14 protein-coding genes are annotated in these 14102 nt (G+C 69.7%); 9 read left to right on the forward strand and 5 right to left on the reverse strand.

Going from position 1 to position 14102, the window contains the following annotated elements:
• The 5 genes from KDH83_RS24530 to KDH83_RS24550 form a co-directional block, all read left to right on the forward strand.
• Positions 1-486: HlyD family efflux transporter periplasmic adaptor subunit (locus tag KDH83_RS24530; protein WP_212320628.1), on the forward strand; the 486-nt coding region annotated here is incomplete at its 5' end.
• On the forward strand, positions 483-2264 hold the full coding sequence (locus tag KDH83_RS24535; protein ID WP_212320629.1) for an ATP-binding cassette domain-containing protein: 1782 nt from the start codon (positions 483-485) through the stop codon (positions 2262-2264). The genes KDH83_RS24530 and KDH83_RS24535, both read left to right, overlap by 4 nt.
• Complete coding sequence (locus KDH83_RS24540; RefSeq protein WP_212320630.1) at positions 2261-3397, forward strand: ABC transporter permease; 1137 nt, start codon at positions 2261-2263, stop codon at positions 3395-3397. Before KDH83_RS24535 ends, KDH83_RS24540 begins: the two co-directional genes overlap by 4 nt.
• A 3-nt stretch (positions 3398-3400) precedes the next feature.
• Positions 3401-4516 carry an ABC transporter permease gene (locus tag KDH83_RS24545; protein ID WP_212320631.1) on the forward strand — a complete coding sequence of 372 codons (1116 nt, stop codon included), beginning with the start codon at positions 3401-3403 and terminating at the stop codon, positions 4514-4516.
• 14 nt (positions 4517-4530) lie between these two features.
• Positions 4531-6141, forward strand: coding sequence for an efflux transporter outer membrane subunit (locus KDH83_RS24550; protein WP_212320632.1), 1611 nt, complete (start codon positions 4531-4533; stop codon positions 6139-6141).
• A 9-nt stretch (positions 6142-6150) separates the two neighbouring features.
• Here the strand turns inward: KDH83_RS24550 and KDH83_RS24555 are convergent, their stop codons facing one another.
• From KDH83_RS24555 to KDH83_RS24565, 3 genes are all read right to left on the reverse strand, one after another.
• Positions 6151-6720 (reverse strand): cysteine hydrolase family protein, encoded by a 570-nt coding sequence (locus KDH83_RS24555; protein ID WP_212320633.1) that lies wholly within the window; start codon positions 6718-6720, stop codon positions 6151-6153.
• Between the two features lie 8 nt (positions 6721-6728).
• Positions 6729-8786, reverse strand: coding sequence for a PIG-L family deacetylase (locus tag KDH83_RS24560; RefSeq protein ID WP_249205331.1), 2058 nt, complete (start codon positions 8784-8786; stop codon positions 6729-6731).
• Positions 8787-9081: 295 nt separating this feature from the next.
• The gene (locus tag KDH83_RS24565; RefSeq protein WP_212320634.1) at positions 9082-9456 is read right to left on the reverse strand and encodes a VOC family protein; all 375 of its coding nucleotides are present in this window, start codon (positions 9454-9456) and stop codon (positions 9082-9084) included.
• Between the two features lie 296 nt (positions 9457-9752).
• Between KDH83_RS24565 and KDH83_RS24570 the strand changes: the two genes are divergently transcribed.
• The 4 genes from KDH83_RS24570 (at position 9753) to KDH83_RS24585 (ending at position 12977) form a co-directional block, all read left to right on the forward strand.
• Positions 9753-10298 carry an RNA 2'-phosphotransferase gene (locus tag KDH83_RS24570; protein WP_212320635.1) on the forward strand — a complete coding sequence of 182 codons (546 nt, stop codon included), beginning with the start codon at positions 9753-9755 and terminating at the stop codon, positions 10296-10298.
• Between the two features lie 481 nt (positions 10299-10779).
• Positions 10780-11847: a hypothetical protein gene (locus KDH83_RS24575; protein ID WP_212320636.1), complete on the forward strand. Its 1068-nt coding sequence runs from the start codon at positions 10780-10782 to the stop codon at positions 11845-11847.
• 148 nt (positions 11848-11995) lie between these two features.
• A complete protein-coding gene (locus tag KDH83_RS24580; protein WP_212320637.1) occupies positions 11996-12409 on the forward strand; it encodes a PaaI family thioesterase in 414 nt (137 codons plus the stop codon).
• A 127-nt stretch (positions 12410-12536) separates the two neighbouring features.
• Positions 12537-12977 carry a hypothetical protein gene (locus KDH83_RS24585; protein ID WP_212320638.1) on the forward strand — a complete coding sequence of 147 codons (441 nt, stop codon included), beginning with the start codon at positions 12537-12539 and terminating at the stop codon, positions 12975-12977.
• 25 nt (positions 12978-13002) lie between these two features.
• Here KDH83_RS24585 and KDH83_RS24590 read toward each other — a convergent pair whose 3' ends face one another.
• Both KDH83_RS24590 and KDH83_RS24595 read right to left on the reverse strand, forming a co-directional pair.
• Positions 13003-13446 carry a DUF695 domain-containing protein gene (locus tag KDH83_RS24590; RefSeq protein WP_212320639.1) on the reverse strand — a complete coding sequence of 148 codons (444 nt, stop codon included), beginning with the start codon at positions 13444-13446 and terminating at the stop codon, positions 13003-13005.
• Between the two features lie 400 nt (positions 13447-13846).
• A partial coding sequence (locus tag KDH83_RS24595; protein ID WP_212320640.1) for a hypothetical protein occupies positions 13847-14102 on the reverse strand: 256 nt, incomplete at its 5' end.

Below are 14102 nucleotides of genomic sequence, written 5' to 3' on the forward strand. Positions count from 1 at the left end.
CTGGCCGAGGCAGGCCCGCGCAAGGAAGACATCGCCGGCGCCGAGGCCCAGCTGCAGGCCACGCAGGCCCAGCTGGCGCTGCTGCGGCACCAGATCTCGCAAGGCGAGCTGAAGGCGCCCGCCGACGCCGTGGTGCGCTCGCGCCTGCTGGAGCCGGGCGACATGGCCACGCCGCAGCGGCCGGTCTACGCGCTGGCGCTGGCGCAGCCCAAGTGGGTTCGCATCTACGTGGGCGAGGCCGACCTGGGCAAGGTCAAGCCGGGCATGGCGGCCCGGGTCCAGACCGACAGCCAGCCCGACAAGCCCATCGCCGGCAAGGTCGGCTACATCTCGTCGGTGGCCGAGTTCACGCCCAAGGCTGTCCAGACCGAGGAGCTGCGCACCAGCCTGGTGTACGAAGTACGCGTGCTGGTTGACGACCCGCAGGACGCGCTGCGCCTGGGGCAGCCGGCCACGGTGCGCATGGCCCCGGACGCCGCGCAATGAACGAGGCCAGCGCCACGGTGGTCGCCGAGCGCGTGCGCAAGACCTTCGAGGCGCCCGGCGGCGGCCCGCTGCGGGCGGTCGACGACGTGTCGCTGCGCATAAGGCCGGGCGAGCTGACCGCGCTGGTCGGCCCGGACGGCGCCGGCAAGACCACGCTGCTGCGCATGCTGGCCGGGCTGCTCAGGCCGGACGACGGCGCGTTGCGGGTGCTGGACATCGACGTGACGCGCGACCCGCAGGCGGTGCAGGACCGCATCAGCTACATGCCGCAGCGCTTCGGCCTGTACGAGGATCTGAGCGTGCAGGAGAACCTGGACCTGTACGCCGACCTGCACGGCGTGCCGCAGGCGGCGCGCCGCGAACGCTATGCCCGCCTGCTGGAGATGACCGACCTGGCGCGCTTCACCGGCCGCCCGGCCGGCAAGCTGTCCGGCGGTATGAAACAGAAGCTGGGGCTGGCCTGCACGCTGGTGCGCTCGCCAGACCTGCTGCTGCTGGACGAGCCCAGCGTGGGCGTCGATCCGCTGTCGCGGCGCGATCTGTGGAAGATCGTGCAGCAGCTGATCGACGACGAGAACCTGAGCGTGATCGTCAGCACCGCCTACATGGACGAGGCCGAGCGCTGCGCCCAGGTCTTCGTCATGCACCAGGGCCGCCTGCTGGCCGAAGGCGCGCCGGCCCGCCTGACGGCGCGCGCGCGCGGCCTGACCTTTACCGCCACGCCGCCAGCGGACACGCCCGCGCGCGACCTGCAGGCGCGCCTGATCGACGCCGACGCGCTGATCGTGGACGCGGTGCCCAAGGGCGGTGCGGTGCGCTACATCCGCCAGCCGGACGCGGATCCGCGCGCGCTGGACGCGCTGCTGGGCGGCGTCGCGCGCCAGGCGCGGCCGGAAGAGCTGGAAGACGCGTTCATGATGATGCTGCGCCAGCATCAGGATGCCGGCGCGTCCGCGCCGCGCATGGCGCACGACCGGGCGGACGACATGGCGCAGGCGGCCGCGCCCGCCAGGAACGGCGGCGACGGCCCGGTGATCGTGGTGCGCGACCTGGTGCGCCGCTTCGGCGATTTCACCGCCGTGGCCAGCACCTCGTTCGAGGTGGCGCGCGGCGAGATCTTCGGCCTGCTGGGGCCGAACGGCGCCGGCAAGACCACCACCTTCCGCATGCTGTGCGGGCTGCTGCCCGCCACTAGCGGCCATCTGGAAGTGGCGGGCCTGAACCTGCGCACGGCCCGCGCCCAGGCGCGCGGGCGCATCGGCTATGTGTCGCAGAAGTTCGCGCTGTACGGCAACCTGACCGTGCGCGAGAACCCGGAATTCTTCGGCGGCGCCTATGGCCTGCGCGGCCAGGCCCGGCGCCAGCGCGTGGCCGCGATGGTGGATCAGTTCGGCCTGGACCCCCGGGCGGTCAGCGGCCTGCTGCCCGGCGGCTACAAGCAGCGCCTGGCCATGGCGGCCGGCCTGCTGCACGAGCCGGAGATCCTGTTCCTGGACGAACCGACCAGCGGCATCGACCCGCTGGCGCGGCGCGCGTTCTGGCGCGCCATCACCGCGCTGGCGCAAAGCGGCGTCACTATCATCATCACCACGCACTTCATGGAAGAGGCGGAATACTGCGACCGCATCGCCATCCAGGACGCGGGCCGCATGCTGGCGCTGGGCACGCCGGGGGCGGTACGCGCCCAGGCCGGCGGCGCGGGCGCGGCCGACATGAACAGCGCCTTCATCGCCATCGTCGAGCAGGGCCGCGCCCGCGCCGCCGGAGGCCAGGCATGAGCGGGTCCGGATTCCTGCGCCGCTTCCTGGCGTTGCTGCGCAAGGAAGTGCGGCAGATGCTGCGCGACAAGAGCAACATGGCCGTGGGCCTGCTGCTGCCCGCCGCGCTGATCCTGCTGTTCGGCTACGGCCTGTCGTTCGACGTCAAGCACGCGCCGCTGGCCGTGGTCATGGAAGATGCCTCGCCCGGCGCGCGCGAGGCGGTCCAGGGGCTGTGGGGCACAGCCTACCTGGCGCCGTCCTGGAGCGCCAACATGCCCGAGGCCGAGGCGCGCCTGCGCGCGGGCGAGGTCGATGCCATCGTGCGCGTGCCGCCGGATTTCTCGCGCCGCCTGGCGGCGGGGCAGGGCGGCGGCGCGCGCGTGCAACTGGTGCTGAACGGCAGCAACTCCACCACCGCGCAGACGCTGGAAGGCTATGTCGGCGGCGCCATCGGTATCTGGTCCCAGCGCCAGGCCGAGCGCGCGGGCGGCAAGCCGGCCGGCGCAGGCGTCGAGGTGGTGCAGCGCATGTGGTTCAACGAGGCGGGCATCAGCACCTGGTACCTGGTGCCCGGCCTGCTGGTGCTGGTGCTGACCTTGATCGGCGCCTTCCTGACCTCGCTGCTGATCGCCCGCGAGTGGGAGCGCGGCACGCTGGAATCGCTGTTCGTGACGCCGGTGCGTCCGGGCGAGCTGGTGCTGGCCAAGCTGGCGCCGTACCTGGCCATCGGCGCCATTGATCTGCTGCTGTGCCTGCTGGCGGCGCGCTTCCTGTTCGAGGTGCCGATGCGCGGCTCGCTGCTCATCATTTTCCTGGGCTCGATGCTGTACCTGACCGTCTCGCTGCTGCTGGGGCTGTTCATCTCGGGCGTCACGCGCAACCAGTTCCAGGCCAGCCAGATCGCGCTGCTGACCAGCTTCATGCCGGCAATGATGCTGTCCGGCTTCGTGTTCGACCTGCGCAACGTGCCGGCGGTCGTGCAGGCCGTGAGCTACGTGCTGCCCGCCACGCACTTCATGGGCATGATCAAGACGCTGTTCCTGGCCGGCAACGACTGGCCCACCATCCTGCGCAGCTCGGCCATCCTGTGCGGCTACGCGCTGGCGCTGGCCTGGGCGACCCGGCGCACGCTGAAGAAGAAACTGGACTGATCCATGCCTGCCCTCATCGCAACTCTGGCCCAGATCGGCGCGCTGATCCTGAAGGAACTGCTGGCCATCATCAAGGAGCCGTCCAGCCGCGTGATCCTGTTCGCGCCGGCGCTGATGCAGGCGCTGCTGTTCGGCTACGGCGCCACCTACGACCTGAACCACGCGCCTTACGCGGTGCTGGACCAGAGCCGTAGCGCGGCATCGACCGAACTGCTGGCGCGGCTGGACGGCGCCGGCGTCTTCACGCGCGCGGCCACGCTGACCTCGTCCGACCAGATCGCCGGCCAGATCGACGCCGGCAAGGCGCTGATGGTGATCAGCATTCCCGCCGACTTCCAGGACCGGCTGGCGGCCGGGCAGCGCGCGCCGCTGCAGGTCATCCTGGACGGCCGCAATTCCTCGACCGCCGGCGTCGCCGGCGGCTACCTGGCGTCCATCGTGGCCGACTTCAACGCGCGGCACGGCGCTCAGGCCCCGGGTGTGACCGTGGAACGGCGCGCCTGGTACAACCCCAACCTGGAATCGCGCTGGACCCTGATGCCGGGCCTGATCGCCGCGCTGAGCATGCTGCAGACCCTGCTGCTGGCCGCGCTGTCGGTGGCGCGCGAGCGCGAGCAGGGCACCTTCGACCAGCTGCTGGTCACGCCGCTCACGCCCATGCAGATCCTGATCGGCAAGGCGCTGCCGGCCATCCTGGTGGGGCTGATCCAGTCCACCATCATCTTCCTGATCATCCGCTTCTGGTTCCAGATACCGATGAACGGCTCGGTGTGGCTGCTGTACTTCGGGCTGCTCAGCTTCAACATCGCCGTGGTCGGCGTGGGGCTGTCGATTTCCGCGCTGTCGAACAGCATGCAGCAGGCCATGCTCTACACCTTCCTGGTGATCATGCCGCTGATGCTGCTGTCCGGCCTGCTCACGCCCGTGCGCAACATGCCCGAGGCGCTGCAGCTCGCCACCTACGTCAATCCGCTGCGCTTCGGCATGAACATCGTGCGCGGCGTCTACCTGGAAGGCGCGGGCTGGCGCGAGATCGGCGTCGACTTCATCCCCTTGCTGCTGCTGGCCGCCGTGACGCTGCCCCTGGCCGCGTGGCTGTTCCGCAACCGCATGTCCTGACATCGAGTATCGCCATGTCCGATTCATCCCATTCTTTCCGGCGCGTTTTTCCGTGTTCCCCGCGTCTCGTCCTGACCGCCTGCGCGCTGGCGCTCGCGCTGGCCGGCTGCGCCGTGGGGCCGGATTTCACGCGGCCCGAGACGGCGGCGCCCGACGACTGGAACAGCTGGCGCAGCGCCGACGACGCGCTGCGCGCGCCGCTGGCGGCCACGCCGGCGTTGCCCTCGCAATGGTGGCTGGCGTTCGGCGACCCCGTGCTGAACCAGTTGCAGCAGCGCGCCGTCGCCGCCAGTCCCGACCTGCGCACCGCGGCGCTGCGCTATGCGCAGGCGCGGGTCCAGCGCGGCGTGGTCGCCGCGCAGCGCGCGCCGGAGATCGACGCCAGCGGCGGCATCACGCGCCAGCGGCAGAGCGAGTACGGCGCCGGCACCCGCATGATCGACGCCATCGGCGGCGACCGCGAGACGCTGGCCAAGGCCCTGAGCGAGCCTTTCACGCTATATCAGGCCGGCTTCGACGCGTCCTGGGAACTGGACCTGTGGGGCCGCGTGCGCCGCTCCATCGAGGCCGCCGACGCGGACGTAGTCCGCCAGGCCGCGCTGCTGGACCTGGCCCGGCTGACGCTGGCCAGCGACCTGGCGCGCAACTACTTCGAACTGCGCACCGCCCAGCGCCAGATCCGGCTGGCGCGCGAGGACATCGCCGCGCTGGAAGACCGCATGCGTATCCTGGCGGCGCGCGCCCAGGGCGGCACGGTGGGCCAGCTGGACCTGGAGCAGCAGCGCGCCGACCTGGCCGATACCCGCGCGCAACTGCCGCCGCTGCTGGCGCAGGCGGCGGCCAGCATCAACCAGATCGCGCTGCTGCTGGGCGAGCGGCCGGGGGCATTGCGCGACGAGCTGGCGGATCGGGAGACGAGCGCGGGCATCAATATGGACGGGGGCAAAGGCGCGGGCAAGAGCACCACCGCCGGCGCGCCGGCCTTGCCTGACCTGGCGCTGGGCCTGCCGTCCGAGGTCGCGCAGCGCAGGCCCGACATCCGCGCCGCCGAAGCCAGGCTGCATCGCGCCACCGCCAACATCGGCGTGGCCCAGGCCGACCTGTATCCCAGCATCCGCCTGGGCGCGCATCTAGGCCTGGAGTCGTACCTGAGCGGCGAGTTCGCGGACTGGGGTAGCCGGGCCTGGTCCATCGGCCCCAGCCTGAGCCTGCCGCTGTTCGACCATGGCCGCCGCAAGAGCGTGGTGGAACTGCGCAAGCTGGAGCAGCAGGAAGCGGCGGTCGATTTTCAGCAAACCGTGCTCAAGGCCTGGCAGGAGATCGACGACGCGCTCAACGCCTACACGGCCGAACGCCAGCAGGCCCGGCAGCTGGCCGAGCGCGCGCGCAGCGCTGGCGACGCCTACAAGCTGGCGCTGGCGCGTTACGAGGGCGGGGCGGTGGACTACACCGTGGCGCTGGACAGCCAGCGACGCTATCTGCAGGCGCGGCGCGACCTGGCCGCCAGTGTAGGGCGGCTGGCCACGCGCTATGTGACGGTCAACAAGGCCATCGGCAATGTGCCGCGCGACGAGGCCATCGGCAGCGTGCCGCGCGACGAGCCTCCGGCGTCCGCCCGGCCCTAGCCGTCACGCTCAGGCAAAGCGGCCGAGCAGCGCCTCGGCCGTGACCACCATGCAGTATTCGCCGTCCAGGTTGGCCAGCGACATGGCATGCACCTCGTCCGCGCCGCGCGGCGCGCCGTTCCAGTCCTTGCGCCCGAAGGTGAAACAGCCGTCGGCCACCAGCCAGGTCTGGAAACCCAGGTTGCCGGCCATGCGCACCGTGGCCTCGACGGAGTTGTTGGTGATGACGCCGACGACGACCAGGGCGTCGTGGCCCGCGTCGCGCAGCCGCTGTTCCAGGCCGGTGCCGATGAAGGCGTTGTTGGTCTGCTTGCCGATGACCGGCTCGCCGGCCGCCGGCAAGGCTTCCGGCTTGAAGGCATGCCCCGGCTGGCCCGGCCGGTAGTGCGATTGCGGATGGGTGGAATCATGGCGCACGTGCCACACCGGCCAGCCCTGGCCGCGCCAATGCGCCAGCAGGCGCGCGATCTGCGTCTCGGCCTGGGGATTGTTGCGCTGGCCCCAGCTGGGATGATCGATGGCCTGCTGCAGGTCGATCAGCAGCAGCACGGCGCCGGGCGCGGGAAGCGATGAGGACATGGACGGACTCAGTTCGCGGAAGTGGGTTCGGCCGTGCGCGAGGCCTGGCTGGGCATGCGCTCGACGGCCAGCGTGCCGGGGCGGTCCGGGGAAGGGCGCAGCACCACCGCATGGTTCGGCCCGCCCGCGCCCAGATTGGGCAGGTCGGCCGGCCGCGCCGCCACGGCATTGAAAGGGCCGCCGCCGCTGGCGGGCACGCCGTCCAGCGTCAGGCTGGCCGCCCAGGCGCCGCCATGGCGCGACAGCACCTGGTAGCGTTGCGGCGCGCCGGCGGCGCGGGCGACGATGTACACCGTGTCGCCGATCACGCTCATGGCGGGCGGCGACGCGGCCAGGGCGTCCAGCTTCGCCGGCTTGCCGCGCTCGACCAGCCAGAGCGCGCCGCCCGGACGTTCCAGGATCGCCAGCATCACATTGCCCTGCGCGTCGACGCCCACCGCCGGGCGGCCGATATAGGACACGCCCAGGTCGGCCGGCGCGCTCCAGTCCATGTCCAGGTCGCTGGTGTCGCCGGCCTCCACCAGCCGGATCAGGTGATTGTCGCCACGCTGCCGGAAATACAGCTCGACGCGCCGCTCGTGGTCGCGGATCGCCGCCAGCCCGCCCGCCGCCTGCGGCGCCGGCACGCGCCGCCAGTCCTGCCACTCGGGCGCCTTGCCCTTGGGAGCCGGCAACTGGCGCGTGTAGTACAGCGCGCCCGCCGAGGTGGCGGCCAGGATCACATAGCGCCCGTCGGCGGCGCGCGCCGCGGCCGGCGAGCCGGTCACGCCGTCCAGCGCCGGCAGGGCCTGCCACGTCCCCCAGCTGCCGTCGATGCCCGACGGCGCGATCCAGTGCAGCTGGCCGTCGTAGCCCAGCGCCACGGCGGCCGCGTCGCCCTGCGGCGCCACCACCGGAATCTGCGCCACGCGCATGCCGCCCAGCGCCTGCCAGCCTTGCCAGGTGCCGTCATGGCGTTGCTTGTTGGCCCACACGCCGCCCAGCGGATCGCGCGCCATCAGGCCCGCCGTGCCGTCGGCATGGGTGTAGCTGACCAGCGGCCCGTTGGTGCGGCCGCCCAGGCTCTGCCAGCGGCGCTGGCCCGAGTCCCAGCGGTTGACGGCCGCATTGGTCTCGCCGGCGGCGAACACCACCAGGCCGCCGCGCCCGTCGGCGTACAACTGCGGCGTGATGTCCTGGCGCGACACGTAATAGGCGCGCTGCACCCAGGCGGCGGCCGGGCCGGCCGGCTCCTTGCAGCCGCTCGGGCCGGCGCAGTAGTGGTAGTCGTTCCAGGCATAGTGCTGGAAGATCACGGACTTGCCGGCGATCTCGGCCGGGTCCAGGTTACTGGCGCGTTCCTGGCTGGGGTAGTCGATATAGCCGGCCTCGGCGTAATTGCCGGGCACGCGCAGCATGGCCTCGCGCACCAGCCGCGCGCTGGCGATATGGTCGGGATGGCCGTGGCCCGCGCAGCGCCAGCACAGCTGCGTGTAGGGCACGCTGATGGTGTCGTCCAGATGGCGCACCGTGGTCGGCGCGTACTGGCGGATCAGGTCGGCCAGCGTGTCGACCAGCTCGGGACGGGTGTAGCGCTCGGCATGCGGACCCAGCGTATCGGCGCTCTGGCCGGGCTCGGACTCGACGCGGCTCAGCGGCGTCAGGCTGCCCCAGCCCTGGCCCAGCCAGGGATCCTTCAGGCGCATGTGCCACAGTTGCACGCGCGGGTTGCCCTTGAGCGTGAAGCGCGCGATCGTGTGCCCGCCGGCCACGGCCGTGTCTTCCTTCCATTCATCGGGCTGATGCGCCATGTAGGCATAGGCCGCGCGCACGCCGCGCTCGCGGCCCAGCATGTAGCCGTCGCCCTCGCCGGCGTCGCTGGCGGTCAGGTAGACCAGCCGCACGCAGCCGCCCGCCTCGATGTTCGAGGCGATATCCGGGTTCATGAACAGCAGGTCGTCGTCCAGGTGCGCGACAAAGGCCAGGTCCTTGATGCCATGGCATTGCGCCAGCGTGGGCGGGGCGGCCTGCGCGGCAAGCGGGATCAGGCCGGCCAGCGCGCACAGCAGCGCGCGGGCGGCGCGCATCGGCCAAGCCATCGTTGCGGGCATATCAGTCCTTGCGTGACAGGCGGCGCGTCTCCGAAGCGCGTCGGGATCGGCGGACGCCGGGCTGGGGTCGAAGTGGGGAATTGTAGTGCGGCCGGATGACGGGCCCGTGCCGGGTCGCCAGGGGACGCCGGCCGGGCCTGGCCTGGCCGGCTGAAAGGTCAGGCCGTGGCCAGGGGCGGCGGGGTGTCGGGGTGTCGGCCCGACGGCAAGGCAAACACGTCGGGCATGAGCAGGGCGGGCGGACGGCGCCGCTCAGCGTTTTCTTCTGGAATCAGGCCTCGGACTCGTGGCACACCACTTCGATGTTGTGCCCGTCCGGATCCAGCACGAAGGCCGCGTAGTACGCGCCGGTGTACTGCGGCCGCAGGCCCGGCGCGCCGTTGTCCTTGGCGCCCGCCGCCAGCGCCGCGTGATAGAACGCATCGACCTGCTCGCGCCGGTCGGCGATGAAGGCGATGTGCAGGTGCGCGGGTTTTTCATGGGTCTGGAACAGGCATAGCGATGCCTTGCCGTTGGGGCTCAGCTCGACGCCGTAGCTGGGTTCGCCTTCGGAAGCGATCACCACGCCCAGCGGCGCCAGCGCCTTGAGGTAAAACGACTTGCTGGTCTGGTAGTCGGTGACGCCGAACTTGACGTGGTCGAACATGGTGCCTCCTGCGTTGCGCGAGCCGCGTGGGCCATGCGCTTGTGGGAACGACGAGGGCGGGATCGCCCGCGAACGATCATAGCAACGGAGCAGGGCGGCGTTGCCCGGTTGCGGCTGCATCGCAACATTCTTGCTCGCACCGCAAGGAGCGGAGTGCGGCGGCGAGCGATGTTGCGGGCCTACAATCCGCGCTACATGATCCTGCTCCTGCTGGAATTCCGGGATCGACGGGCAAGCCAAACCACCGACGGGCAGGCAATGAGCAAGCAATGTAATGAGCCAGCAATGAGCCAGCAATGAGCAAGCAACATACCGAAGTCAGCAAGTTCCTCAGCTACGTGCTGCGCCACGAACCGCAGTCCATCGGCCTGACGCTGGACCGCGAAGGCTGGGCCGGCATCGACGCGCTGATCGCCGGCGCCAATCAGGCCGGCCGCAAGCTCGACGCCGACCTCATCCGCGCCGTCGTGAGCAGCAACGACAAGCAGCGCTTCAAGATTTCCGACGACGGCCTGCGCATCCGCGCCGTGCAGGGCCACTCGACCGATACCGTCGACATCCAGCGCGAGCCCAGGCAGCCGCCGGCCTTGCTCTACCACGGCACCGCCACGCGCTTTCTTGACTCGATCATGGCCGAGGGCCTGCGTCCCGGCCAGCGCCACCAAGTACATCTGTCCGAGAACATCGCCACCGCCATGGCAGTGGGCCAGCGCTACGGCACGCCCGTGATCCTGAAGGTCGACGCGCTGCGCATGCATCAGCAAGGGCATGCGTTCTTCCAGGCCGACAACGGCGTGTGGCTGACGGACAAGGTGCCCGCCGAGTTCCTGACACGGGACTAGCTGCCCGCGCCAGACGCGGCGTGGCTTGCCATCCGGACGCCGCGCGCACACCGCGCAAGCTGCATTCCCGCCTGAACCCCGCCCGCAAACGCCTCTTGCGGGGAAGCGGCTGGCTCGCGCTTGCGCATGCCGCCGGCGCAGACGCCCAACGTCCCTCCGTTCGCTCAAATCTCTCCTTGCCTACCGTGGGAAAACCCCGAGTCCGGAACGCTTGCACAGAATATTCTCGAATCCGATAATTTTCTTATTCGAGAATTATTGCGTCGTACCCGAGCAAGGACCGCAGGCCCGCTTCCGAGTGCCGTGAGCCGCGCCCAGGCGCCGACGCATGCCCGCGAGCCGTGCCGAGCCGGCGTCTGCGCGCCATCCGTCACAACGGACGGCACGCAAACCCCGGGGACCGCCCGCCACGCTCGCAGGCGCCCGCAGCGCATCAGTACATACCTATAAGTACATACACAAGTACAAACCGGAGACATGCATGAGCGCGTTCAAGGAAATCAGCAAGATAGCCGGCGCCTTCGTCGGCGTGATCGTCGGCGCGGGCTTCGCCTCGGGCCAGGAGATCCTGCAATTCTTCACCAGCTTCGGCGTCTACGGCCTGATCGGCTGCGTGGTCGCGGGCCTGACCTTCGTCTTCCTGTCCATGGTCTTCTCGACCCTGGGCCAGCGCCTGCGGGCGCAATCGCACAAGGAAGTCGTCCAGGCCCTGCTGGGCCGGCACCTGGGCATGGTGTTCGACCTGCTCATCACCTTCTTCCTGTTCGCCATCACGGTCGTGATGCTGGCCGGCGCCGGCTCGCTGCTGCAGCAATGGCTGGGCCTGCCCGAAGTCTGGGGCAGCGTGCTGGCCACCGTCGCCACCGTGCTGATCGTGTGCCTGGACGTGCGCCAGGTCATCGCCTTCATCGGCGCCGTCACGCCGTTGCTGGTGTTCCTGACCGTCGTGGTCGCCGCCTATGTCGTCAGCACCCCGCACGCCAGCCACGACGTGCTGCTGGCCGCCGCGCAACAGCAGCCGCGCGGCGCCAGCCAGTGGCTGGTGGCTGCTTTCCTGTACGTGTCCTACAACATCGTCGCCGGCATGCCGTTCCTGGTCATCATGGGCGGCCAGGCCAGCTCGCGCCGCAACGCGCTGTGGGGCGGCGTCCTGGGCGGCGTGCTGCTCGGCATCCTGATGCTGCTGATCGGCGCCGCCATGTACCTGCGCATCGACACCCTGGGCGGCGTGTCCATGCCCATGCTGGCGCTGGCCACCCAGATCTCGCCGGGACTGGGCCACCTGATGTCGCTGGCCATCTTCGGCATGATCCTGAACACCGCCGTCGGCATGCTGTACGCCTTCGTCGCCCGCATCCTGCCGGCCGGCGGCACGCCGTTCCGCCTGGGCACCAGCGTCGCCGGCATCGCCGCGCTGGCCGGCAGCTTCGTCGGCTTCATCAAGCTGGTCGGCGTGGTCTATCCCATCTACGGCTACATCGGTTTTCTGCTGATGGGCTGCACGCTGGTGTGCTGGCTGCGCTCGGCGCGGCCGCGCGCCATCGCATGAGGCGGGCAGGGGCCTCGTCCGCCTGAGGGGCCCCGGCATGCCCTGGCCGGCCATACGGTGTTCGATACCCATCCGCGCGCGGAGCGGGTATCGTCATGCCGCAGAACACGCGGCAAGACACCGTACTCAACCGACCAAGGAACGCAAGATGCTTCGTCCCGGAATCACCCTGGATAATTTCCTCGAACGCCAGCGCGGCACGCTGCCCGACACCTACGGCGTGCGGCCGCTGGCCCTGTCCGAGGGGCGCATGAGCATGGAAATGACCGTCGCGCCCTGGATGATGGCGCCCAACGGCTACCTGCACGCCGCCAGCCTGGTCATGCTGGCCGACACCTGCGCCGGCTACGCCACCATGGCGCACCTGCCCGAAGGCGCCAAGGGCTTCACCACGCTGGAACTGAAATCCAACTTCCTCGGCACCGCCCGCGAAGGCGTGCTGAGCGTGGAAGCCATCGCCGACCACATGGGCCGCAGCACGCAAATCTGGTCCGCCAACGTGGTCGACGCCACCGGCCGCAAGCTGGCGCTGTTCCGCTGCTCGCAGGTCATACTCTGGTGATCGTTGGATAATGCCGCCCGTGGGCGGCGCGCCGAATGACGCCGCGCCGCTCGCCACCATCGACGATCACGGTTACCGGCACACGGCGCGCGCCGCCGGTCCGCCCGGGAACACAGGAGCGCAAGGCATGACGCTGAAAAAGAAAGGGAAGTTCTGGTACGGCACGACGCAGGAAGACCTGCAGACGGAAATGCGCCGCTACAGCGCCGACAACGTCTACGAGGCCACCCGCTACGCCGCCTCGGCCTGCGCCTGCGGCGGCAAGACTTTCACGCTGGACACCGACGAAGACGCCGGCGTCGCGCTGCGCACCTGCACTGCTTGCGGCAACGAACACTACATGGGTGATAGCGCCAGCTATGCGGACGAGGCCGAGCCGGCACGCCACCCCTGCGTATGCGACGGCGTAGCGTTCGAGCTGCTTTCGGGCGTCGCCCTGTATGAAGACAGTAACGACGTGCGCTGGTACTACATCGGCTGCCGCTGCGCGCAGTGCGATCTGGTCGGCGTCTTTGCCGACTGGAAATGCGAGGCAGGAGACGCCGACGCATTCCTGGCGGCGGTCTGACGCGCAGCCACCGCCGCTGCGCCGTTCAATGAAGCTGGTCTGAGCCTTCGGGCTGCAATCCCGACAGGGCGTTCCAGTCGGGATCCTTGTACGTGCGCAGCTGCAGGGGATAGGCCGGATGCCCCGCCAGGCAGGCGTTGAACGCGTCCAGGAAGGCCTCGACGTCGTGGGTGTAGTAACGCCATTCCTTCTGGTGATTGCCGGTCAGGCACGCCACCTGCACCCCGATGGGGGAGTCCTCGAAGCCCTTTTCGATGGCCTCTTCGAAATTGTTGGTGTGCTGCTTGTCTTCCTCATTGGGCATGCCGGATTCAACGCCCTGGTACGGCCAGGAGATGACGATCAGATTGTCATTCGCCTGACGCGCGGACGCCGACGGCAGCCCGGTACGAAAACGAACGATGACCGACAGGCCGTCGATCTGGGCTTCGCCCACCGACCATAGATCGCCTGGAAAAATGCTGCTCATGAAGAAGATTCCTGTGTGTATGCCGGACCGATGTGGGGCGGCGGTTGTTGCTGGGACAAGTTTGCGCGGATGGTCTTGAGGACGGGGTAGGGCGTATGCCGGGCCGGTTTTCGCGGCGTCTCGATGCAGCGTTCGGTGGATGGCGCTCTCAAGGAAAGCCAGTGCCGTCTTGCGAAATGAGCGTCGCGATATCGCCCGCCATTTCTACCGTCGTCCGGGACCTGGGCGTAGCTTGTCTTCAAATGTCGAACAACGCGAGAGTCTATCGCATGCGGGTTGCGATGATGGCTGCGCGCAAGGCTTGATGCCCGGAACAGGGCGCGGGTTGGGGGTGCGATTGATTGCCTGCCGGCAATCTGGTTGGGGATACCGGCAGGCGTTCGCTACAACGCAGCGGGTCTTATTGCATGACCGCGGGCGCGGCATGCTGCGCCGCGCCGGGCTCCGTGGCTGCGTCGATCGCGCGGGCCTGTTCCAGCATGGTCTCGGTCAGGACGCCCAGGTGCTCGCACAGGCATTCCACGCCGCCCATCAATGAGGCAACGGTCCACGCGTCCAAAGGCTGCGCGCCGGTGGCGTCGGGCTCGGCCGCGCTATTGCCGACCATGCGGGCGATGGTCTCGATGGCGTTGCGGGCGCGGTCGATGTGATGGAGA

It is taken from the genome of Achromobacter sp. Marseille-Q0513 (assembly GCF_018195695.1).
Classification (GTDB): Bacteria; Pseudomonadota; Gammaproteobacteria; order Burkholderiales; family Burkholderiaceae_B; genus Achromobacter.

Excerpts from the sequence above, each read along its gene's own strand:
- KDH83_RS24535 (WP_212320629.1), top strand. The coding sequence starts at position 483 with ATGAACGAGGCCAGCGCCACGGTGGTCGCCGAGCGCGTGCGCAAGACC.
- KDH83_RS24540 (WP_212320630.1), top strand. The coding sequence starts at position 2,261 with ATGAGCGGGTCCGGATTCCTGCGCCGCTTCCTGGCGTTGCTGCGCAAG.
- KDH83_RS24545 (WP_212320631.1), top strand. The coding sequence starts at position 3,401 with ATGCCTGCCCTCATCGCAACTCTGGCCCAGATCGGCGCGCTGATCCTG.
- KDH83_RS24550 (WP_212320632.1), top strand. The coding sequence starts at position 4,531 with ATGTCCGATTCATCCCATTCTTTCCGGCGCGTTTTTCCGTGTTCCCCG.
- KDH83_RS24555 (WP_212320633.1), bottom strand. The coding sequence starts at position 6,720 with ATGTCCTCATCGCTTCCCGCGCCCGGCGCCGTGCTGCTGCTGATCGAC.
- KDH83_RS24560 (WP_249205331.1), bottom strand. The coding sequence starts at position 8,786 with ATGCGCGCCGCCCGCGCGCTGCTGTGCGCGCTGGCCGGCCTGATCCCG.
- KDH83_RS24565 (WP_212320634.1), bottom strand. The coding sequence starts at position 9,456 with ATGTTCGACCACGTCAAGTTCGGCGTCACCGACTACCAGACCAGCAAG.
- KDH83_RS24570 (WP_212320635.1), top strand. The coding sequence starts at position 9,753 with ATGAGCAAGCAACATACCGAAGTCAGCAAGTTCCTCAGCTACGTGCTG.
- KDH83_RS24575 (WP_212320636.1), top strand. The coding sequence starts at position 10,780 with ATGAGCGCGTTCAAGGAAATCAGCAAGATAGCCGGCGCCTTCGTCGGC.
- KDH83_RS24580 (WP_212320637.1), top strand. The coding sequence starts at position 11,996 with ATGCTTCGTCCCGGAATCACCCTGGATAATTTCCTCGAACGCCAGCGC.
- KDH83_RS24585 (WP_212320638.1), top strand. The coding sequence starts at position 12,537 with ATGACGCTGAAAAAGAAAGGGAAGTTCTGGTACGGCACGACGCAGGAA.
- KDH83_RS24590 (WP_212320639.1), bottom strand. The coding sequence starts at position 13,446 with ATGAGCAGCATTTTTCCAGGCGATCTATGGTCGGTGGGCGAAGCCCAG.